Raw genomic sequence first — 19880 nt, forward strand, 5'->3', positions numbered from 1 at the left:
TATCAAAGCGTATTCTTCATCGCCTTGCCGGCCACGTAGGTTTCCACCACGGCGCGGTCGTCGCCCATGGTCTGCAGCAGGAAGAGTTCTTCCGGCAGCGTGCTTATCGTTTCCATCCGCAGCTTCATCGCCGGCGTGGAGGCTGCATCGAGGATGACGAGGTCGGACACGGAGCCCAGATCCAGCGTGCCGATATCGGTTTCCATCGATAGCGCCTCGGCATTGCCCCTGGTCATCATGTAGAAGCTTTCGAGCGGGTTCAGCCGCTCGCCCAATATCTGCTGGATCTTGTAGGCCTCGTCCATGGTTCTCAGCATCGAATAGCTGGAGCCGCCGCCGATGTCGGTGGCGACCGCGATGCGCACCGGCTTTTCACGGCGTGTCAGCGGTCGCAGCGGAAACAGGCCGGAGCCGATGAAGAGGTTCGAGGTCGGGCAATGGACGGCGATGCTGCCAGTTTCCGACAGGACATCCATTTCCCGCTCCGACAGGTGGATTGCGTGGCCGAGCAGGGTCTTGTTTCCGAGCAAGCCATACCGGGCATAGATATCCGTATAGTCCTTTGCCTCCGGGTAGAGTTCGCAGGTATAGCGGATTTCCTCCCGGTTTTCCGACAGATGCGTCTGGATGAAAAGGTCCGGAAATTCCTGCGCCAGCGCCTGCGTGGCCGACATCTGTTCCGGTGTCGAGGTGATGGCGAAGCGTGGGGTGATGGCAACGTGGCAGCGGCCCTTGCCGTGCCATTGTTCGATCACCGCGCGGGTCTCGTCATAGCCCATTTCCGGTGTGTCGAGCAGGCCCTGCGGGGCGTTGCGGTCCATCATCACCTTGCCGCCGACCATGCACATGTTGCGCTTGATGGCTTCGGCAAAAAAGGCGTCGGCGGAGGTCTTGTGGACGGAGCAATAGGCGACGGCCGTCGTCGTGCCATGGCGCAGAAACTCGTCGTAGAAATGCGTGGCGATGCGCGTCGCATGCTCGCTTTCGACGAAGCGGCATTCCTCCGGGAATGTATAGGTGTTGAGCCACTCCAACAGGTTCGCAGCGTAGGAGGCGATGACCTGCATCTGCGGAAAATGCACATGGGTGTCGATGAAGCCCGGCAGGATCAGATGTGGCCGATGGTCGATCTCGACCACATCCTCCGGCGCGGCGGCCTTCACCCTGGCATAATCCCCCACCGCGGTGATCTTTCCGTCGGCATTGACCAGCAGGCCACCGTCATGCTCGTAAAGATAGCTGTCGCTATCGGTCAGAGACTGAGGCGCGCGCTTGAAGGACAGGAGGCGTCCGCGGATGAGGGTGTCTGTCATGTGAACCTTGGGTCGGTGAACTCTATTGCGAGGCGATGGCGCTTTCATACCATGCAACCAGCAGCTTGCGCTCGTCCGGCGTCAGATCGGTTATATTGCCGGGCGGCATGGCGTGGCTTCGTCCTGCCTGGATATAGATTTCCCGCGCATGGCTGGCAATCTCCGCGTCGGTTTCGAGTTTCACCGACTTGGGCGTGAAGGGAACGCCGTCCCAGACGGGCTCTGCTGCATGGCACATGGAGCAGCGCGCCATGACGACATCGCGGGCGGCCTCGAAATGGGCGTTGGAGGCGAATTTCTGGCTCACGGGTGACAATGCCGTTTCGGTCTCGCCGGTCAGCAGTTTCGGCACCGTCGACAACCAGATGATCAGAATGAAGAGGATCACCGTCACCAGCCATGTCCAGGTCGGCTTGCCCTTCCTGGCATGGGTGGTGTTGAACCAGTGCCGGATGCTGACGCCCATCAGGAAGACCAGCGAGGCGATCACCCAGTTGAAATGGGTGGCGAAGGCCAGCGGATAATGGTTCGACAGCATGAAAAAGATCACCGGCAGAACAAGGTAGTTGTTGTGCAGTGACCGCTGCTTGGCAATGCGGCCGTATTTGGCATCCGGCGTGCGGCCGGCGATCAGGTCGGCGACGACGATCTTCTGGTTGGGAATGATGATGAAAAACACGTTGGCCGACATGATCGTCGCGGTAAACGCGCCTAGATGCAGAAAGGCGGCGCGGCCGGTGAAGACCTGCGTATACCCCCAGGCCATGATGACCAGCAGGATATAAAGCAGGATCATCAGACCCCAGGTATTGTTGCCGAGCTTCGACTTGCAGAGCTGGTCGTAGAACAGCCAGCCGATCGAGAGCGAAGCCAGCGACAGACAGATGGCCTGCCAGTTTTCCAGTTCCATCACCGTGCGGTCGACGAGGAAAAGTTCGGCGCCGCCATAATAGACGATGCAGAGCAGAAGGAAGCCGGAAAGCCAGGTGAAATAGCTCTCGTATTTGAACCAGGTCAGGTGCTCCGGCATCTGGGCCGGTGCGACCAGATATTTCTGGATATGGTAGAAGCCGCCGCCATGGACCTGCCATTCCTCGCCATAGGCGCCCGGCGGCAGATGCGGTCGTTTTACCAGCCCCAGATCGAGTGCGATGAAATAGAAAGACGAGCCGATCCAGGCGACCGCGGTGACGACGTGCAGCCAGCGCACGGCAAAACTCAGCCATTCCCAGGCTATGGCATATTCATACATTGGGTTGTTCCCGTTCTTTTTGTTCCCGACTCGTGAGTGTGAGGAAAAAAACGAGAGGAGGGAAGGGGCAGGAGGACGCAGGGAGGACATATGACCCGTGTCGTTGCACGAGACAAGCAAAGATCTAAAAGCAGGTGACCAACAAGCCTTAGCCGGCGGCTAAAAGCATGAGGCAAGCTCCTTTGGAAAACGATGCTAAAAAATCGAAGCCTCGGTGCGCAATAGAGAACACCATTTCGCCTTTCGATTGGCCCCGTTTCTCTAGGCGATCTACTGACGGCGAACAGAAACTCCGATCTTGCTGGATTTCAAGCTATGGATATCAAGGAAACACCGGATTTGTGGGTGCTGCGCGAAAAACGCCGGCTGCGCATACCGGATATCAGGCAGGTGGCAGCCGATTGCTCCGCAAACATGCAGAAAAATATGATTGAGGAGGGGTTGGAAATCGATGGTCCATGGCTGTTCATATCCTACAATCTTCCCAAGGACGGAAAGACGTTTTTCGACTGGGAAATATGCTGTCCGATAAAGATGCCTGCAGATTATCATGGTAAGGTCGAACTCATCCATCTTGAACCGATCATGGTGGCAAGCCGGGTTTATCAAGGATCTCTGAGGACGCTTTTTACCCAAGGTTATGCGCCGCTCATCGCCGAGCTGGATAGGTCGCGCTACATCTATTCCGGCGAAAGTCGCGAAATCTATCATGGCTGGAATGGTGCCGGCAGTTCATATCACAGAATAGAAATCCAGTTCGGACTGGCGCGCTGACCGCAGCCCCATGCCTGCTCAATCCGGTGCGGCATCGGCGCCGATATAAAACGACCGCATGTCCTCGTTTGCTTGCCGCCGCGAGCCGGGATCGCTGTAGAACATATGGCCGCCGCGATAGAGTTTCAGTTCGGTGCGTCCTCTGGCGAGCTGTTCGGGCAGATGGTCCAGAATGAATTTCGAGACGCCATAGGGTGTCAGGATGTCGCTGTAGCCGTGCAGGACAGAGAGCCTGAAAGATGGGATGACCGAGAGCAGGTCACGGATGTCGTCGGATGCCGAGGCATTCGACCGGCGGCCGTCCCAGTCCCATTGGCGGTTAACTTCGCCGTTCAGCAGCGTATAGGTCATGTCGGTTTCGAAGCGCAGGTCGTTCCTCGCGTAGGCGGCGAAGAGTGCGCCATAGGCACGTGTATATCCGTCCAGAATATTGTCGTCATTGGTAACGTTCGAGCGTTCCGGATAGGCGTCCGCCACCATGTCCGATGCATCATAAAGGCTGACGATCCGGCCGTCCCCGGCAGCCTCCGTCCGATATGCCGAACTGACGAAACCGCGGCTGCGGGCAACGATATCGACCGGCAGTCCAGTCAGGGCCGAAACGCGTGCGTAAAGCGCCTCTGCTTCAGTTCCGGATGGTGCGGGGCCTGCAAGCGAGACGAGATAGGTACTCATCGCATAGGTTTCGGCGGACTGAACCTTCTCTGCCGAGAATTCTCCCTTGCGTTCAAGCTCGGCGGCTGCCAGCGATGGCAGTTGCAGGGCTGCGGTGACTGGATCGGTATCCGCGGCCATCAGGAAGCGGCCATCGATCATCGGCGAGACCATGACAATGCCGGAGACCAGAATGCCCTGGCTGTCCTTCAGGGCCTTCGCCACCTTCGCAGCGCGGAAGCCGCCGTAGCTTTCCCCGGCAAGATATTTTGGAGAGGAGAGACGGTTGTTCTTCTGGGTGTAGAGGGCGATGAACTTGGCCAGGCTCTCGGCATCCTGCCTTACGCCATAAAAGGCGCTCTGCGCGTCGGGTGCAGCCCGGCTCCATCCGGTGCCGACCGGATCGATGAAGACGAGGTCGGTGAAGCCGAGCCAGCTTTCCGGATTGTCTTGAAGCGCCGGCGTCGTGCCGTCCTCCCTGGCGCTGCCGAGATTGGCGACCTTGGGTCCCATCAGACCGAGATGCAGATAGGCTGAGGCCGCACCCGGGCCGCCATTGAAAGCGAAGGTGACGGGGCGGGGCGTTTTCGCGTCCGGAACGGTATAGGCCGTGTAGAAAATCCTGGCGTTTCTTGCGCCGGTCTGGCCGAACAGGTCCATGGTTCCGGCGGTCGCCCTGTAGCGGAGATCGCCGCTCGGCGTCTTCAGCAGGTGCTCGGTGGTGGAATCTGCCGGGATGAGGTCGAAGATCGATCGCCCTGTGGCAGGGCTTCCTGCATCTTGGGCGTGCGCAGGGCCGGCAATGATTGCCAGCAGAACAAGGCCAAGGATCGCGCGGCTGCGGACTGACATGGCAAATCCTCCCTTCCGGATGTTGGCGAAGGATAGGCGATGTCGCCGATCACCGGAACTCAACTCTTGCTCAGTTCGTCGTCGAATTGAACAAGAGCTTCGCCCCCGCCAGATGGTTTCTGTTCCCGCTTTGGAACCGGTCGATGTGACAGGGCGTTGATCGGCGGCCCCAGTGTGCCTTCGAAGTCGCCAAACAAGATAATTGTGCGTTGCACCAATTTGGGGCTTAGCCGGCTAAGGCGACTCGGGTATTGTAGCAGTTGCGAATTCAACCGGCAGTGCCGGGTATTGCGTCCGTCACGCTGCCGGGGATGACATCCATCAACGGAGAACAGGCTGATGCCCAAACACAGGCGATGCATTTCTACAGGTGTGATGATTGCGTTCTTCTCCGGTGCCGGGGCGCTTCCCGCCGCTGCTCACGAAGCCCACAGTCCCATGGGCGTAAAATGGAAATATGACGGTTACTGCTGCAACGGCGACAGCAAGAGCGGCGACTGCCAGATGATCTCGACGCGGAACGTCAAGATCACCAATCAGGGTTACGAAATATCGCTCGGTCCCGGAGATCACAGGCTGATCACGCGGCCGCATCACTTCACGATGCCGCAGAGCGAGGCGCGTCGGTCGAAAGATGAGGAATATCACCTCTGCCTCTATCCGACCGAAGATACGCTGCGCTGTTTCTATGCACCCGACATGAGCTACTGATGTTGCCCGCGGCGGTGATCAGTCGCGAAATGTCGGCATCATCCTGCGCATGAAATCCCGGAAGGCGCTGATCTTTTTCGAGTGTCGACGTGTCTCGGGATAGGCGAACCAGTAATCGCTGCCGTCCGTTGCCCTCAAGTCAAAGGGTTGGATCAGGCGGCCAAGCGCCACGTCATCGGCATAAAACTCCGGTTTGAGGATTGCGACGCCCTGGCCGGCGATCGCAGCTGCCGCCTCGATGGTCTGGGCGCCGAAGCGGCTTATCGGTCGGCCGTGAAGCTCTTCCTCGGGCAGGCCTGCCGCGGCGAACCAGTGCGACCACCAGACATCGCCGGGATCGATGATCCTGAGCTTCAGGATATCTGCCGGCTCATGAACGCCACCGATTGTTTCCGCCAAAGCCGGGCTCAGCATCGGGGTGAAATCGCTCTTCATCAGGAAATGTGATTTCAGGCCCGGCCACTTGCCGCTGCCGCTGCGGATCGCAATATCGGCTTCGGTGCGGGTGAAATCCACCATTTCCTGCGAGGTTTCCAGTCTGACCGCAATCCCCGGATTTTCGAGCTGGAAGGTGCCGAGATGATGTGCCAGCCAGCGCACTGCGAAGGTCGCCGTCGTGTGAATGATCAAAGTGCTGTCGGACTGATTCTTGGTGCCGGCAAGGGCCTCGTCGATCATTTCGAAGGCCGCGGTGATCTTTGGGGCAAGCCTTGCGCCGGCATCCGTCAGCATCACCTGCCGCGGCCGACGCAGGAAAAACTGCTCTCCCAATGTGTCTTCCAGAAGCTTGATCTGATAGCTGACGGCCGTCTGCGTCAGCCCGAGTTCCTCGCCTGCACGGGTGAAGCTCATGTGCCGCGCCGCCGCTTCGAAGACGCGCAGGCTGTTCAGCGGAAATTGCTTCGACATCGTCATGGATCAAATCTCTTTATGTATGCAGACGGATGTTTCGTTGGAAATACATCATAATCCGGCGCATCTTCCAATCATAGACATCAGTTGAATGATGGTGAGACAAGGAGATGCGACCATGGCCAATGGTTTGCTGACTGGCTTTCTGCGCCTTAAAGACAGAAGTGAAAGTCTGGCGGTTGTGTTTTTCGGTATCCGCGCCGGTGCGACCAATCATGTCGATGAGGAGGCTTTGAGCGAGCATGATCTGCGGGATTTGGGCATGCTTGACGGACGGGTGTCGCCAAGCACGGTCGATCGATACGGCCGGTCGCGCGCCTGGGATATGATCGAGCGCGTGCCGCATTCGCTTTGAGGCGAACAACGGGTCAGGCGGTTGCGGGGCGCGCTTCGGGAAGCAAGGTTTGCAGAGCGTGGTCCGCGAGATCGGTTGCCATGGTCTCTTCGATCCATTGCCTGAATGCCTGGATCTTCCGCATGTTGCGCCTTGCGGCCGGATAGGCCAGCCAATAGGTCTTGCCGTCGCCGGCGGACAGGTCGAAGGGCTGGATCAGACGCCCCGACGAAAGATCGTCACGAAAGAAAAAGGGACTGAGCATCGCCACGCCATGGCCGGATATCGCCGCCCTGGCTTCGATATCCTGTGCGCCGAGCGCATCAAGGCTTGTCGGACGGATCGAGGCTGGGCTGATCTTGGCACTTTCGAACCAGTCCAGCCAGGCGCCGTCGATTTCGGAGATCCAGGGTAATTTCAGGAGGTCCGCCGGTTCATGGATTCCCCCGATGCTGGCAGCAAGTTCTGGAGATAGCATGGGAGAATAGCGAAGGCGCATGATCGGATGGCAGACGAGGTTTTCGGGCGGCTTGGCCGAAATTCTGATGGTGATGTCCGGTACCGTGCCCTGCTTTTCCGAAGCGTCCATCATGCGCAGTAGGCGCACGCCGATATTGGGGTGGCGTGCGCGAAAACCGGCGAGGCGAGGTGATAGCCAGTGAGACGCAAATGTTGGCGGAGAGTGGATGTCAAGCGTGGCATCGATGGTGTGCCGGGCCGCCTGCATCGCCTCTGCCAGCAGGTCGAAAGCTTCGGCCACTTTCGGCAGTAGATGTGTGCCGGTCTCGGTCAGTTGCAGAGCCCGCGGTTTGCGGATGAAGACTGTGTCGCCGAGATGTTCCTCGAGAAGCTTGATCTGGTAGCTGACGGCTGTCTGCGTCATGCCGAGTTCTTCTGCTGCCCGGGTGAAATTCTGCAGCCGTGCGACCGCCTCGAAGACCCGCAGGGCATTCAACGGAAGCTGGCGCGACAGTTTCATCTCGTGTGCCTTCAGCGATAAGCTGTCTTTATCGCGGCCGACTGTATTCGAATTGGAAAACTCCCGCAATCGGCGGCATTGCTGGATCCATCAAGACAGTTTCAACAACCGATGTGGAGCAGAACATGCCGTCCGCAAACGCGAATTCTTTGCCTGTTACAGAGGCTCCGCCATCGTTCTCCCGCCCCGCTTTCCCGCAACGTCTTCGCATGCATCTTGCCGGCTTCATCCGTCGCCTGTTGAGGGCCAACAGCAGAGTTGCGCCGACGCTGCCGGAAGAGCTGCATGGCGATATCGGTTTCCAACCGCCATTGCCGGAACGCGGCGAGGCTTTCTGGCAAGACAGGCGGCGTTCAATCGGCCGCGATCTGCCGCTCTGAAAGTGTTGCCGGTGCCGACAGCGGCAGGTGTTGCAGCAATTCTGCGGCAACGAGGGCAGCGATCACTTGCGGACGCTTGTCTCTGATGGCGGAACCGCCGATCGGCAGGACAAGCCGGGACATCATCGCGGCGGTCTCCTGTTTTCTTGTCTCCTCGCCTTGCTGGCGTTGCAGCCAGTGGGAGAAGGTCGCCCGTTTGGTGGCAGAACCGATCATCCCGACATAATTCAGGTCCTGCCTCGCCAGGGCGCGTTCGGCGATCAGGAAATCCAGCGCGTGATCGTGGGTGAGAATAACCGCCGCGCCACCGGCCGGAATGTCATCCACGAACGCTTCCGGCATGGCCGTGAGGCGCGCTGTCACTCCCGAGGACAGGCCTTCCAGCGCCTGTCTGCGCGTCTCGACGACTGTTACGGCAAAGGGCAGGGGCATAAGCGCGGTTGCGAGCGCAAGGCCGACATGGCCTGCACCAAACAGATAGACCGCCGTGCGCTCGTCCCGCTCACGCAACAGCCGATGCTCCAGCGCCTCGGCAATCGCTGGCGTCACGAGAGAGAAGCGGAGTTTCGTGCGGCCGCCGCAACATTGACCGATCTCCGGGCCGAGCGGAATGTCCATGATTGTTTCGCCGCCGCCCCTCAGGATCGCGCGGGCATTGTCGATCGCCATGTATTCAAACTGGCCGCCGCCGATCGTGCCCCAGATCTCGAAGTCCGCAACAAGCATGTAGGTGCCAGCTTCTCGCGGCGTCGAGCCTCTCGTCTCGACTACGTCGACGAGAACCGATCCGTTGCGCGCGAAAAAGCTGGAGAGGGAGTGTTCGCTCATGAAGGAGAACATAGCATCATCGCGACTGACTGCATCGTGCATTTTTTCTTCGCAATTATTGCGGGAAACATCTGTATTGCCGGTCATAACGCGGGAAATTCTATTAAAAATATATCAGTAATTTCGCCTTAGATGTTTGCCGGCGCAAACTTGATTTTTGATAAATGCTGCGCGTCCTACAAGTATACGACGGGATACTATGACCAAGAGAGCATCGATTGCCTCGCTGATTCCAGCCTCCCAGGATATCTACAGGAAAATCGTCTTTGAGATCGCCGATGGCATTATCGGCATCGATGACCATGGCATCATTCGCCTCTGTAATCCTGCCACCGAAAGCATCTTCGGTTGGCAAAGCGGAGAACTACTGGACAAGCCTCTGGAAGTCCTGCTGCCGGAACGGGTTCACGGCTTTCACCAAAGACTTGTGGCCGGGTTTCAGGCGGGAAATACCGAGGCCCGCTATATGGGGCAGCGAAGTGCGACCATTGTCGGCTGCCGTAAGGACGGCACGGAAATCAATCTCGGCATCACCATCCTGAGAACGTCTGCTGCCGGTGCGCCGATGATGGTGGCCGTCATCCGGGATATTTCCGATCACGTCCGTTACCAGAACGATCTCAAGCGGTTGGCCGAAACCGACAGTCTGAGCGGCCTTCTCAATCGCCGGGCGTTTCGCGCAAGTGTGTTGCAAAGCGTGAGCGCCAATGTCGCCAAGTTTTCCTCGATGGCGATCTTCGACCTCGATGGCTTCAAGAGCGTCAATGATCGCTTCGGTCACGACGCCGGAGACGACGTCATTGTCCGTTTTTCGGAGGTTCTTCGCACTTCCATCCGCGCCACGGATGTTGCTGGACGCTGGGGCGGAGAGGAATTCGTGCTGTTCCTGCCTAACCTGAAAGCCAATGAAGCAATCGCGATTGTCGAGCGCATCAGGGCCAATTTTACCAGCGTGGACTTCAATTGGGACGGCCACCTCGCGGCGAATTTCACCGTCAGTGCTGGACTGGCGTTTGCCGAGCCCGGGTTTGCAGACTTTTCCGACATGATCGCATCGGCGGACAAGGCGCTCTACGATGCGAAGCGCGGCGGTCGTGACAAACTGGTTTCGATCGAGATGCAGCAGGAAGCCCTAGCATCCTAAACGAGGTTCTGCCTCGGCATTTATCAATGTGAAGGCCGGCGGTGGGAGGAGCCGCCGGCCTTCTGCAATCCGATCCCTTTCGAGGAGGGGACGGGGAGGCAAGGATCAGATTGCTGTTTTTAGCTCGGGCTGCCCGCGAGTGCCGCAAGCTGCGAGAGCATGACTTCCATATTGTGGTTGTCCTGCTTGAGTGCGTTCAGCAGATTGTCGGCTTCGTTGCCCGCGGCGACGTAGCGATCGGCCTGCTTCATCAGGATCTGTTCGATCGTGGGGATCGGCCCCGGCAGATAGTGCACCCGGCCCGGTGCGGTATCCCCGTTGAAGGCAGGTCGGGCGACAGGCGGCATTTGCTGCAACGAGACAGGGATCATCTTTCGGACCTCTTTCATGCGGTGAACCGAGGATCATCAGGTTCCTCGGCTTCGCATCTTCAATGGGTCCATCATACCGGAGCGCCTGTTATCCGATATTGTGTTGATGTTTATCGTGGATATACGTTGGTATGGGTGTTGCAACCGAAAAGGCACGTTTTCGTGCAGCTATCCTTCCGAATATGTAGCTGTCTGTCACTGTTTTACTGCGAAAGCCGGTGAAAAGGTCAGCACTCCATGGGGCGCATGGCCCGAAAGCGTGAGATGCTGCACATAGATATCCGGCACGCCTTCATGGGTCAGCCGTCCGTCGCTGACAAAGCCGACGCCCTGATAGACCGCCTGATCTCCGACCAGGGCACAGCCTTTGGCGCCTAGCGCCTTCAACTTATGGATCCCTTCTCGGATCAGCGCGTGGCCGATACCCTGTTTCTGCCGATCAGCTCTCACAGAAATCGGCCCAAGCCCGAACCAGTCGTCGTAATGGCCGTCGATCGTGACGGGTGAAAAGGCGACATGGCCGATGATCTCGTGATTGTCTTCCGCCACCAGTGAAAGCGTCAGGTCACCGCGAGCGCGAAGCGCCCGGATGATCGCCGCTTCGGTTCCTGAACTGTAGGACATGGGCGCGAATGCGGCCTGCGTCAGGTCGTGGATCACGTCTTCGTCGCCCGCACGTTCGGCACGAATGGTGATGGTCATGTCTGCCTCCTCGATATTTCGCTCCTCACCCATAAAAATAGGCCCCGGCAGCGAAATATCGAAGCGTTTTTATAAGGCTTTCATCCGTTCCACCGCCATAAGCACCCGCTCCGGTGTCGCAGGGGTGTCGAGGCGTGGGCAGATGGCGTAATCGGCAACGCTTGCGACCGCCATGGAGATCGCCTCCAGAACCGAGATCGCCAGCATGAAGGGCGGCTCTCCCACCGCCTTGGAACGGCCGATCGTCGGTTCCGCATTTTCCGACCATTCGGCGAGCTTCACATTGAAGATTTTCGGCCGGTCGGAAGCAAGCGGGATCTTGTATGTGGAGGGAGCGTGGGTGCGTAAGCGTCCCTTGGCGTCCCACCACAGTTCTTCCGTCGTCAGCCAGCCCATGCCCTGAACGAAGGCGCCTTCGATCTGGCCGATATCCAGCGCCGGATTTAGCGACTTTCCGACGTCGTTGAGGATGTCGGTGCGCTCGACGATATATTCGCCTGTCAGCGTGTCGATCGAGACTTCCGAGACGGCTGCGCCATAGGCGAAATAATAGAAGGGATGGCCACGGCCAGCGGCGCGGTCCCAGTGGATCTTCGGCGTCTTGTAGAACCCGGCGGCCGACAGTTGCAGCCGGTCGAAATATGCGGCCTTGATGAAGGTGTCGAAGGGGACGATCTCGTTGCCGATCTTTACCCGGTTGGGCAGGAACTCGATCCGGTCGCGATTGACCTGCCATTGCCGTGCGGCGAATTCGATCAGCCTTTCCTTGATCTGGCGGCAGGCGTCATAGGCCGCCATGCCGTTTAGGTCCGAGCCGGACGAGGCGGCTGTTGCCGAGGTATTGGGCACCTTGCCGGTCGTCGTCGCGGTGATTTTTACCCTGTCGATATCGACCTGGAAACAATCGGCCACGACCTGCGCCACCTTGGTATAGAGGCCCTGGCCCATTTCGGTGCCGCCATGGTTCAGGTGGATGGAACCGTCCGAATAGACATGCACCAACGCGCCTGCCTGATTGTATGCGGTCAACGTAAATGAGATGCCGAATTTCACTGGCGTCAGCGCGATGCCCTTGCGGATGACCGGGCTTGTCTCGTTGAATTTCAGGATCGCCTCGCGGCGTTTCTTGTAGTCGGATGAGGCTACAAGCTCATCGACGATGCGGGCGATCACATTGTCATGGATATCCTGATAATAGGGCGTGACGGTGCGGCCCGATCCGCGTTGTCCATAAAAGTTCAGCTTGCGGATTTCGAGCGGATCCTTGCCGACCGCATAGGCGATCTCCTCGATGATCCGTTCCCCGCCGAGCAAGCCCTGCGGCCCACCGAAACCGCGAAAGGCTGTGTTGGAGACGGTATGGGTCTTCAAAGGCTGCGAGGTGAGGCGCACATGCGGGTAGAAATAGCTACTGTCTGCATGAAAGAGGGCGCGGTCGGTGACCGGGCCGGAGAGATCGGCGGAATAACCGCAACGCGCGGCATAGGTCGCGTCGACCGCGTGGATCCTGCCTTTCTCATCGAAGGCGACGTCGTAATCGACGCGGAAATCGTGCCGCTTGCCGGTGATCGACATATCTTCATCGCGGTCAGGGCGGAATTTTACCGCCCGGTTCAATTTCTTCGCCGCGACGGCGGCGAGAGCCGCAAATTGGTTGCTCTGGGTTTCCTTGCCGCCGAAGCCGCCACCCATGCGCCGGGTTTTGACCTCAACCGCGTGATTGGAAACGCCCAGTATATGCGCCACCATGTGCTGCACCTCGCTCGGATGCTGGGTGGATGACCAGACCGTCACGTCCTCGTCTTCGCCGGGAATGGCAAAGGCTATATGGCTTTCGAGATAAAAGTGCTCCTGACCGCCGATATTCATCGAGGCCTGAATTCGAAGGGGCGGTTTCTCGATTTCGGTTTCAGGCTCACCGCGCCTGAGCGTCATCGGTTCGGTGACAAGAGGCGCGCCGTTCTCCCGCGCACTGTCGATATCCGTCCAATGGGGGAGGTCGCTGTACTCGATCTTCGCAAGCCTTGCTGCACGGCGGGCCTCGTCACGGGTCTCGGCAAATACGGCAAAGATCGGCTGGCCATGGAACTGGACGAGATCGGTTGCCAGCAGCGGTTCGTCATGCTTGCCGGTTGAGGCGACGTCGTTTGCGCCGGGAATGTCTTCGGCGGTCATCACCCAGACAACACCGGGGGCGGCGCGGACGGCATCGAGATCGATCGAAAGGATTTTCGCATGCGCCCTGTCGGCAAGGCCAAGCCCTCCATGCAGCGTGCCTGCCGGTTCGGGAATATCGTCAATATATTCGGCGGTTCCGGTCACATGCTTATGTGCTGAATCATGTTTGCGCGACACATGCATCGGCCCGTCGATCGCAGGCTTCATCTCAAAGGAGGTCTTGTCCATCCTACACCTCCTCCATCTCGAAGCGCTGCAATTGTGCAGGAGCCCCTGCCGTCTCCAGGAAGAAGCGGGTGAGCAGGTTCCTGGCCGTCAGGCTGCGATACTGCGCACTTGCACGCCAGTCGGTCAGCGGCTGGTAATCCTGATCGAAGGCCTCGCCAGCGGCGGCGATCGTCTCCCATCGCCAGGGCTTGCCGATCAGCGCCTGTTCGACATGGACCGCCCGTTTCGGGGTTGCCGCCATGCCGCCGAAGGCGATGCGGATATTGTCCACATGGCCGTCCATGTCGAGCGTCAGGTTGAAGGCGCCACACAGTGCGGAAATATCCTCGTCGCGGCGCTTGGAAATCTTGTACACGGCGAAATGGGCGTTTTCCGGCGGGCGCGGCACGCTGATCTTCTCGACGAATTCACCGGCCATGCGGTCCTGTTTGCCATAGTCCAGAAAATAGCTTTCGAGCGGCATGGTGCGGCGGCCGGAATGGGAGCGCAGCGTCAGTTGGCTGCCGAGTGCAATCAGCGGCGGCGGCGTGTCGCCGATCGGCGAGCCGTTGGCGATGTTGCCGCCGATCGTGCCGGCGTTCCTCACCTGCTGGCCACCAATACGATCTATCAGCGCGCCAAATGCGGGGATGACCGCTTCTAGAAAACCATGCGCCTCGGAGTAGCTCACGCCTGCGCCGATGGTGATGCCGCTCTGCTCGACGGTGATGGTCTGCAGCTCGGGGAGGTGATTGATGAAGATGACCGGGTCGAGCCTGCGCATCTGCTTCGTCACCCATAGGCCGACATCGGTCGCGCCTGCGACGATTGTGGCTTGCGGTTCATCTGCCAGCGCCTCGGCAAAAGCTTCGAGTGATGCGGGGATGATTGAGCGCGCTCCGTCCTTTTCGATGACGACGGTCTCCATGGCCGAGCGGATCGACCAGAGCTTTGCCATGATCTCGGTGCGGTCACGTTCCAACGGGTCGAAGAGCGAGCTCGGCCGCGCCTTCGCCACCTGTTCGGCCGCCTTGACGATCGGCTCGTAACCCGTGCAGCGACAGAGATTGCCCTGCAGCGCGCTTTCGATTTCGGCCCGGCTCGGATTTTCGTTGGAAAGCCAAAGGCCGTAAAGCGACATGACGAAGCCCGGCGTGCAGAAGCCGCATTGCGAGCCGTGACAGTCGACCATCGCCTGCTGTACCGGATGCAGGGTTCCGTCCGATGCCGCCAGATGCTCGATCGTCACGATATGGGTGCCGTGCATGGAGCCGAGGAGCCTGATACAGGCGTTGACGCCTTCGTAGCGCAGGCCGGTTTCAGTCAGGCGGCCGACCAGCACGGTGCAGGCACCGCAATCGCCTTCGGCGCATCCTTCCTTCGTCCCCGTCAACCGCCGCGTCAGGCGGAGATGATCCAGAAGCGTGTCCGTGGGTGAGAAATCTCCAAGGGTCACGTCTTCCCCGTTGAGGATGAAGCGGATGGCTGAATTCATCGGTCTCCTTCGTCCGCCGTTGCCGGCTCCCAGTCAAGAATCACCCGGTCGCCATTTTGGCTGTTCGCGGGCCGATTAGTTTACCCTCATTCCTGTGCTTGTCACAGAAATCCAGCAGCGTCGCGTCTGCGGCGCAAAAGAGTCTTTTTCACGCAAAGGACTTCGCGTGGCTGGATTCCTGTCACAAGGACAGGAATGAGGGGCAGCTTACTGCGCCGTCCAGCCGCCGTCGATGGAGATGTGTGTGCCCGTGATGCTCCTTGCCGCATCGCTGGCGAGATAGATCGCAGCGGCCGCCACTTCGTCTATTCCGACGAATTCCTTGGTCGCCTGCAGCCGCAGCATCACCTCGTCCTTGACCTTTTCCTCGCTGATGCCTTTTTCGCGTGCCTGATCGGGAATCTGCCTTTCGACGAGCGGCGTCAGCACGAAGCCGGGGCAGATCGCGTTGACGGTGATGTTTTCCTGCGCAAGCTCCAGCGCCGCCGTCTTGGTCAGGCCCATGATGCCATGCTTGGCGGCCACATAAGCCGACTTGAACGGGGAGGCGACGAGGCCGTGGGCGGAGGCGACGTTGATGATCCGGCCCTTGCCTGCGGTTTTCATCAGCGGGATTGCATGGCGCATCGTGTGGAAGGCCGATGACAGGAGAATGGCGATCAGCTGATCCCATTTTTCCGGCGGAAACTCCTCGATCCTCGCGACATGCTGGATCCCTGCATTGTTGACCAGAACATCGAGCGTGCCGAAGCTGTCGCGTGCCGTCAGGATCAGGTCTTCGATATCGACCGGTTTCGTCATGTCGGCGGGATGGTATAGGACCGTGCCGGAGCCCGCCGCATCGAGCGACGAACGGATCGCCTCGATCTCGTCCTTGTCACCGAACCCGTTGATGACGACATTGTCGCCCGCGGCCGCAAATGCCTTTGCAATGCCGAGGCCTATTCCGCTGGTGGAGCCGGTGATAACCACGGATCTGTTCATGCTGTTCCTCCCAAGAACGCCTAGAGCGCGGTGTCTCCCTCACCGCGCCGGAACGTTATGCGCAAAGTCGCTAATCTGGCAACGGTCAGTTGCCAGACGGCGTGCAGAGCGTCAGAGGATGTGTTTACCGTTGACCGGAGACGCGGCCTTTGCCGGTGCCAGTTTTGCGGATGCGATTGCTTCTTCGGTATTGGTGTCGTGTGCACGTCTGATGCAGTTTCGGCCATCACGCTTGGCTTCGTAGAGGGCGAAATCGGCTCGCAATAGCATGTCCGGCAGCCGGTCGCCGGGACCGGCGGCGCAGATGCCGAAGCTTGCCGTCATCCGGCCTTGGCGCAATGGCGGTACGGTGGTTGCCGCCAGTGCCGTGCGCAGCCGTTCGCCGATCGCTTCCGCATCGTCGAGCGAGGTTCGCGGCAAGAGAATACAGAATTCCTCGCCGCCGATACGCGCTGCAAGATCATAGGGGCGAAGGCAGGTTCTGACGATTTCGCCGGTTGCCACCAGTACCCGGTCGCCGGTCTCGTGGCCGTGGCCGTCGTTGATACCCTTGAAGCGGTCGAGGTCCAGCACGATGATCGACAACGGCTCTCCCTGCCGTTCGGCGCGTGCCAGCTCTTCGGCGGCGCGTTCGTTCAGCCAGCGGCGGTTGCCGAGGCCTGTCTGGAGGTCGGTCATGGCCTGGTGGCGCAGCTTGTTCATAAGCGTTTCGGTTTCCGCCACCATGGCCGTCACCGTCGATGCCAGAAGGCCGATCTCGTCCTTGCGATCTATCTGCATACGGACAGGAGTGCCGTTGGCGCGGTAGATCTTGATTGCCTGCGCCAGCTGGCTGAGCGGGCGGATCATCCACCAGAGGCTCAGGAGGCATATCGTCGTTCCCGCCACCGTGGCGGCGAGAAGCAGAAGCAGGACCGGTTCGGGCTCTGCCCCATTGCCCCCCGCAAGATAGACGATGAACACCAGTAGCGGTACGTGCACGGACACGAAGCAAATCGCGAAGACCTTGATGGTCAGAGACGTTTGCACCATGCGGGTCAGCCTCGAAGACATCGGAATCATTCCGAGCTTTCCTCCTCTGGAGATTGGATTCGGGGGCAAGCTAGAAAGTTGGCTTTAAAATTCAGGTTAACCATTTCGTTAAAATGCAAACATTCACAGCCCTTGTCGTATTATGATACGGGATCAGTATTTTGCGACTGAAACGAGTTGTGGGCGAGCAGATTAACCATAGGTCAAGAACTTGATTTAATTTCGGATCAGGTCATTTTCGCACCATGTTGGGTCAGTATTCATGGGCCGCAGTAACGAGGGGGAGCAAATGCTTCTAATCCGGCGGATCATGGCGTTCGTGTTTATGGCAGGCGCCTTTCTTTCAATCAGCCGGACGGCCGAGGCCGGTTATGCGCATTACATCTATGATGTGCAGAGCGGGAAGGTGCTTGCCTCGCAGAATGCTGAGGCCATCAATCATCCGGCCTCGCTGACGAAAATGATGACCCTCTATTTGACCTTTGAGGCTTTGCGCACCGGCCGTCTTCGCTGGGACGACAGGATCGTCATGACGAAGAATGCTGCGTCGAAAATTCCCTTTAAACTCGGCGTACCGGCAGGCCAGACGATTACCGTGCGCGAGGCGGTCTATGGAATGGCAATCCGCTCCGCCAATGACGCGGCTGCCGCCATGGGCGATCATCTCGGCGGTTCGGAAGAACGTTTCGGCGTGCTGATGACGAAAAAGGCGCGCCAGCTCGGCATGCGCAATACTGTTTTTCGAAATGCATCGGGACTGCCGGACAATGCGCAGGTGACGACGGCGCGCGACATGGCGGTGCTGGCGCTTTCGCTCATCCGTGATTACCCGCGGGAATACAAGATCTTCTCGCAGCGCTCCTTCAGCTTTCGCGGGCGCACGATCAAAGGGCATAACAACCTGATGTATCGCTATCCGGGCATGGATGGCATCAAGACCGGCTTCGTCAACGCATCGGGCTACAATCTCGCCAGCGCCGTCGTGGTCAACGGGCGGCGTTATATCGGCGTCGTGCTTGGTGGCAATACGGCGCGCCAGCGCGACAACCGCATGGCGGAACTGCTCGATCAGGCTTTGCCGGGCGGCGGTCTTCCAGGTGTTGCTGTCGCGACTTCGGGCCAGCAGAAACGTCCTGCCGAGGGCGTTGCGGCCTTCACCTCCAATGCGCCGACACCTCGACCGCGCACCGAAATCATTCTTGGCGGGACAACGGCGAACGCTGCAAGCGTTACGCCTTACGCCACGGTTCCGCAGGCTGCACCGATACAAAACGTCATCCAGCAGGGCGGGCCGCTTTGGGATATCCAGATCGCTGCGGCTGGAAGCCAGGCCGCAGCCACGGGTGCGCTCAATTCGGCATTGCCGCTGCTTGCCGATTTCGGCCAGATCGCACCAAGCGTCCAGGGATCGAGTTCGGGTGGCCGTGAAGTTTTTCGCGCCCGCCTGACAGGATTTGTCGATCGAGACGCTGCCGCGCGAGCCTGCTCGGTTCTGCAGAACCGGTCAATCGACTGCTTCGTCGTGCGCTAGCAGGTTACTCCACCCTCTCGTGCGGATAGACGCCCCAGAGATCCGCCTGGGCGACGTAACCTGACAGGCGACGTGTCTGCAGCGACACATCGCACCATGAACCGTCGCAGTTGCGGATGTTCAATCGCACGGATGGGGCGAGTTCGGCGATCACCGAAGCCGACGGGCGAGGTGCGTCATGCAGTTTGACGGATTTTGCCATCCACGGGCCGACCACGGCCGTGCGTCTGCCTGACAGGAGAGGCGCAAACATCCAGCCGCTGGTTCCGTCCTGATCCCTGACCTGCCGCCAGTTGCCATATTCCTCGATGATCTCGAGCGGCAATCCACGGGCCGAATAGACCCAGTTGGTCGCATAATCCGTCGACGGGCCGACGCGCATATGGGCATTTGCGGATTTGATCGATGCAAAGCGGGGGACGGGGTAACCCGTCACCCTGCCGGTTCTGAACCCTGCACCAAGACTGCCGGCCGCACTTGCAGACTGTACTTCGCTGGCTTCTATCCTGGCTGCAAGAGGCAGGCAGAGCGCAGCCGCCAGCGTGACGGCGACAAGGCCGCGGCGAATTCCTGTCCGTGTCATACTGGCGTGCAGCTCCGTTCTGCTGATGCTCAAGCCGGTGTCATCAGCGGCACTTGCTCACTTCCTGCAGTGCAGCGGTCACGCCGCTGAGCGAATAGGTGTAGTTGGTGGCGGTGCCTCGGCCGGAGGTTGCCTGTACCGTCATCCGGCTTCCGCCACGCATCGCATTGACCAATACCGGCTCACGGCTCTGGTCGCGCACCCAGGCTGTGTTGTCGCGAGGAGCAAGGTCGAACCTCTCGCTATCCACGGCAACCGTGACATCCGAACCTTGTCTCAGCGCATAGCCCATGATCGCCTGCGGCATGTAGGATTGGCCCTGCGGCGAGATCAGGAAGAAATTGTCGCCGTGATTGACGCTGGAGGGTGCGGAACTGGTTGGAACCGACAGGGCATAACAGCTGGTGCGGCCATTGTTGCTATAGGAATATACGCCCCAGGCTTCGAACTGCTTGATCCGGGTGGGCTGTGCCGCACTGGCGGCGGCTGCCGAGACGAGGGTGAGGGCGAGTGCAAGAGCTGCAGTTTTGGTGCGCATGATATCTCCACAAAAAAACACGAACAGACCCGGGAGATGGGCCTAGCAAATTGAGAGGCCATACAAGGCTTCCACGGTTAGCGAGAGGTTAATTTGTGTGTCAATTCGATGATGCGTGCGGTCACA

General features: G+C 59.3%; 20 protein-coding genes. 6 read left to right on the forward strand and 14 right to left on the reverse strand.

Annotated features, from left to right (window positions below):
* Positions 1-2: 2 nt before the first annotated feature.
* Both guaD and puuD read right to left on the reverse strand, forming a co-directional pair.
* Entirely contained in the window at positions 3-1313 is a 1311-nt protein-coding gene (gene guaD / locus GGE33_RS03790) for a guanine deaminase (RefSeq protein ID WP_183821296.1), read from the reverse strand.
* 22 nt (positions 1314-1335) lie between these two features.
* Positions 1336-2565: a urate hydroxylase PuuD gene (puuD, locus tag GGE33_RS03795; protein WP_183821297.1), complete on the reverse strand. Its 1230-nt coding sequence runs from the start codon at positions 2563-2565 to the stop codon at positions 1336-1338.
* A gap of 315 nt (positions 2566-2880) precedes the next feature.
* Between puuD and GGE33_RS03800 the strand changes: the two genes are divergently transcribed.
* Positions 2881-3339: a GyrI-like domain-containing protein gene (locus GGE33_RS03800; protein WP_183821298.1), complete on the forward strand. Its 459-nt coding sequence runs from the start codon at positions 2881-2883 to the stop codon at positions 3337-3339.
* Positions 3340-3357: 18 nt separating this feature from the next.
* Here GGE33_RS03800 and GGE33_RS03805 read toward each other — a convergent pair whose 3' ends face one another.
* Positions 3358-4845, reverse strand: a complete 1488-nt coding sequence (locus GGE33_RS03805; RefSeq protein ID WP_183821299.1) for a S10 family peptidase — start codon at positions 4843-4845, stop codon at positions 3358-3360.
* Between the two features lie 339 nt (positions 4846-5184).
* Between GGE33_RS03805 and GGE33_RS03810 the strand changes: the two genes are divergently transcribed.
* A complete protein-coding gene (locus GGE33_RS03810) occupies positions 5185-5556 on the forward strand; it encodes a hypothetical protein (RefSeq protein ID WP_394353617.1) in 372 nt (123 codons plus the stop codon).
* Positions 5557-5574: 18 nt separating this feature from the next.
* On the opposite strand, the gene GGE33_RS03815 is transcribed toward GGE33_RS03810, so the two are convergent.
* On the reverse strand, positions 5575-6471 hold the full coding sequence (locus GGE33_RS03815; RefSeq protein WP_183821300.1) for a LysR substrate-binding domain-containing protein: 897 nt from the start codon (positions 6469-6471) through the stop codon (positions 5575-5577).
* A 115-nt stretch (positions 6472-6586) separates the two neighbouring features.
* On the opposite strand from GGE33_RS03815, the gene GGE33_RS03820 reads away from it, so the two are divergent.
* Positions 6587-6823 (forward strand): hypothetical protein, encoded by a 237-nt coding sequence (locus GGE33_RS03820; protein ID WP_183821301.1) that lies wholly within the window; start codon positions 6587-6589, stop codon positions 6821-6823.
* Between the two features lie 13 nt (positions 6824-6836).
* Here GGE33_RS03820 and GGE33_RS03825 read toward each other — a convergent pair whose 3' ends face one another.
* Positions 6837-7781, reverse strand: coding sequence for a LysR substrate-binding domain-containing protein (locus tag GGE33_RS03825; RefSeq protein WP_183821302.1), 945 nt, complete (start codon positions 7779-7781; stop codon positions 6837-6839).
* A 125-nt stretch (positions 7782-7906) separates the two neighbouring features.
* On the opposite strand from GGE33_RS03825, the gene GGE33_RS03830 reads away from it, so the two are divergent.
* Complete coding sequence (locus tag GGE33_RS03830) at positions 7907-8161, forward strand: hypothetical protein (RefSeq protein ID WP_148145706.1); 255 nt, start codon at positions 7907-7909, stop codon at positions 8159-8161.
* Here GGE33_RS03830 and xdhC read toward each other — a convergent pair.
* Complete coding sequence (gene xdhC / locus GGE33_RS03835) at positions 8135-8989, reverse strand: xanthine dehydrogenase accessory protein XdhC (protein ID WP_183822336.1); 855 nt, start codon at positions 8987-8989, stop codon at positions 8135-8137. The genes GGE33_RS03830 and xdhC overlap by 27 nt on opposite strands.
* Before the next feature lie 199 nt (positions 8990-9188).
* Here xdhC and GGE33_RS03840 point away from each other — a divergent pair, with 199 nt between their 5' ends.
* Positions 9189-10133, forward strand: a complete 945-nt coding sequence (locus GGE33_RS03840) for a GGDEF domain-containing protein (RefSeq protein ID WP_183821303.1) — start codon at positions 9189-9191, stop codon at positions 10131-10133.
* A gap of 119 nt (positions 10134-10252) precedes the next feature.
* Here GGE33_RS03840 and GGE33_RS03845 read toward each other — a convergent pair whose 3' ends face one another.
* The 6 genes from GGE33_RS03845 to GGE33_RS03870 all read right to left on the reverse strand — a co-directional run bounded on the left by GGE33_RS03845 (position 10253) and on the right by GGE33_RS03870 (position 17123).
* The gene (locus GGE33_RS03845; RefSeq protein WP_183821304.1) at positions 10253-10504 is read right to left on the reverse strand and encodes a hypothetical protein; all 252 of its coding nucleotides are present in this window, start codon (positions 10502-10504) and stop codon (positions 10253-10255) included.
* Positions 10505-10699: 195 nt separating this feature from the next.
* Positions 10700-11200, reverse strand: a complete 501-nt coding sequence (locus GGE33_RS03850; protein ID WP_394353632.1) for a GNAT family N-acetyltransferase — start codon at positions 11198-11200, stop codon at positions 10700-10702.
* Between the two features lie 75 nt (positions 11201-11275).
* On the reverse strand, positions 11276-13612 hold the full coding sequence (gene xdhB / locus GGE33_RS03855; protein ID WP_183821306.1) for a xanthine dehydrogenase molybdopterin binding subunit: 2337 nt from the start codon (positions 13610-13612) through the stop codon (positions 11276-11278).
* Between the two features lies 1 nt (position 13613).
* Positions 13614-15086 (reverse strand): xanthine dehydrogenase small subunit, encoded by a 1473-nt coding sequence (gene xdhA / locus GGE33_RS03860; protein ID WP_183821307.1) that lies wholly within the window; start codon positions 15084-15086, stop codon positions 13614-13616.
* 207 nt (positions 15087-15293) lie between these two features.
* The gene (locus GGE33_RS03865) at positions 15294-16070 is read right to left on the reverse strand and encodes a 3-hydroxybutyrate dehydrogenase (protein WP_183821308.1); all 777 of its coding nucleotides are present in this window, start codon (positions 16068-16070) and stop codon (positions 15294-15296) included.
* 111 nt (positions 16071-16181) lie between these two features.
* On the reverse strand, positions 16182-17123 hold the full coding sequence (locus tag GGE33_RS03870) for a GGDEF domain-containing protein (RefSeq protein ID WP_183821309.1): 942 nt from the start codon (positions 17121-17123) through the stop codon (positions 16182-16184).
* A 268-nt stretch (positions 17124-17391) separates the two neighbouring features.
* On the opposite strand from GGE33_RS03870, the gene GGE33_RS03875 reads away from it, so the two are divergent.
* On the forward strand, positions 17392-18633 hold the full coding sequence (locus GGE33_RS03875; RefSeq protein WP_183821310.1) for a D-alanyl-D-alanine carboxypeptidase family protein: 1242 nt from the start codon (positions 17392-17394) through the stop codon (positions 18631-18633).
* 4 nt (positions 18634-18637) lie between these two features.
* Here GGE33_RS03875 and GGE33_RS03880 read toward each other — a convergent pair whose 3' ends face one another.
* The gene (locus GGE33_RS03880) at positions 18638-19216 is read right to left on the reverse strand and encodes an SH3 domain-containing protein (RefSeq protein WP_183821311.1); all 579 of its coding nucleotides are present in this window, start codon (positions 19214-19216) and stop codon (positions 18638-18640) included.
* Positions 19217-19259: 43 nt separating this feature from the next.
* Positions 19260-19754 (reverse strand): invasion associated locus B family protein, encoded by a 495-nt coding sequence (locus GGE33_RS03885; RefSeq protein WP_148145695.1) that lies wholly within the window; start codon positions 19752-19754, stop codon positions 19260-19262.
* Between the last annotated feature and the right edge of the window lie 126 nt (positions 19755-19880).

Origin of the sequence: Aliirhizobium cellulosilyticum, from assembly GCF_014198105.1 — a bacterium.
Lineage (GTDB): Bacteria > Pseudomonadota > Alphaproteobacteria > Rhizobiales > Rhizobiaceae > Neorhizobium > Neorhizobium cellulosilyticum.

Coding starts and splice junctions, on each gene's coding strand:
- guaD (WP_183821296.1), bottom strand. CDS start 1,313: ATGACAGACACCCTCATCCGCGGACGCCTCCTGTCCTTCAAGCGCGCG.
- puuD (WP_183821297.1), bottom strand. CDS start 2,565: ATGTATGAATATGCCATAGCCTGGGAATGGCTGAGTTTTGCCGTGCGC.
- GGE33_RS03800 (WP_183821298.1), top strand. CDS start 2,881: ATGGATATCAAGGAAACACCGGATTTGTGGGTGCTGCGCGAAAAACGC.
- GGE33_RS03805 (WP_183821299.1), bottom strand. CDS start 4,845: ATGTCAGTCCGCAGCCGCGCGATCCTTGGCCTTGTTCTGCTGGCAATC.
- GGE33_RS03810 (WP_394353617.1), top strand. CDS start 5,185: ATGCCCAAACACAGGCGATGCATTTCTACAGGTGTGATGATTGCGTTC.
- GGE33_RS03815 (WP_183821300.1), bottom strand. CDS start 6,471: ATGACGATGTCGAAGCAATTTCCGCTGAACAGCCTGCGCGTCTTCGAA.
- GGE33_RS03820 (WP_183821301.1), top strand. CDS start 6,587: ATGGCCAATGGTTTGCTGACTGGCTTTCTGCGCCTTAAAGACAGAAGT.
- GGE33_RS03825 (WP_183821302.1), bottom strand. CDS start 7,781: ATGAAACTGTCGCGCCAGCTTCCGTTGAATGCCCTGCGGGTCTTCGAG.
- GGE33_RS03830 (WP_148145706.1), top strand. CDS start 7,907: ATGCCGTCCGCAAACGCGAATTCTTTGCCTGTTACAGAGGCTCCGCCA.
- xdhC (WP_183822336.1), bottom strand. CDS start 8,989: ATGAGCGAACACTCCCTCTCCAGCTTTTTCGCGCGCAACGGATCGGTT.
- GGE33_RS03840 (WP_183821303.1), top strand. CDS start 9,189: ATGACCAAGAGAGCATCGATTGCCTCGCTGATTCCAGCCTCCCAGGAT.
- GGE33_RS03845 (WP_183821304.1), bottom strand. CDS start 10,504: ATGATCCCTGTCTCGTTGCAGCAAATGCCGCCTGTCGCCCGACCTGCC.
- xdhB (WP_183821306.1), bottom strand. CDS start 13,612: ATGGACAAGACCTCCTTTGAGATGAAGCCTGCGATCGACGGGCCGATG.
- xdhA (WP_183821307.1), bottom strand. CDS start 15,086: ATGAATTCAGCCATCCGCTTCATCCTCAACGGGGAAGACGTGACCCTT.
- GGE33_RS03865 (WP_183821308.1), bottom strand. CDS start 16,070: ATGAACAGATCCGTGGTTATCACCGGCTCCACCAGCGGAATAGGCCTC.
- GGE33_RS03870 (WP_183821309.1), bottom strand. CDS start 17,123: ATGTCTTCGAGGCTGACCCGCATGGTGCAAACGTCTCTGACCATCAAG.
- GGE33_RS03875 (WP_183821310.1), top strand. CDS start 17,392: ATGCTTCTAATCCGGCGGATCATGGCGTTCGTGTTTATGGCAGGCGCC.
- GGE33_RS03880 (WP_183821311.1), bottom strand. CDS start 19,216: ATGACACGGACAGGAATTCGCCGCGGCCTTGTCGCCGTCACGCTGGCG.
- GGE33_RS03885 (WP_148145695.1), bottom strand. CDS start 19,754: ATGCGCACCAAAACTGCAGCTCTTGCACTCGCCCTCACCCTCGTCTCG.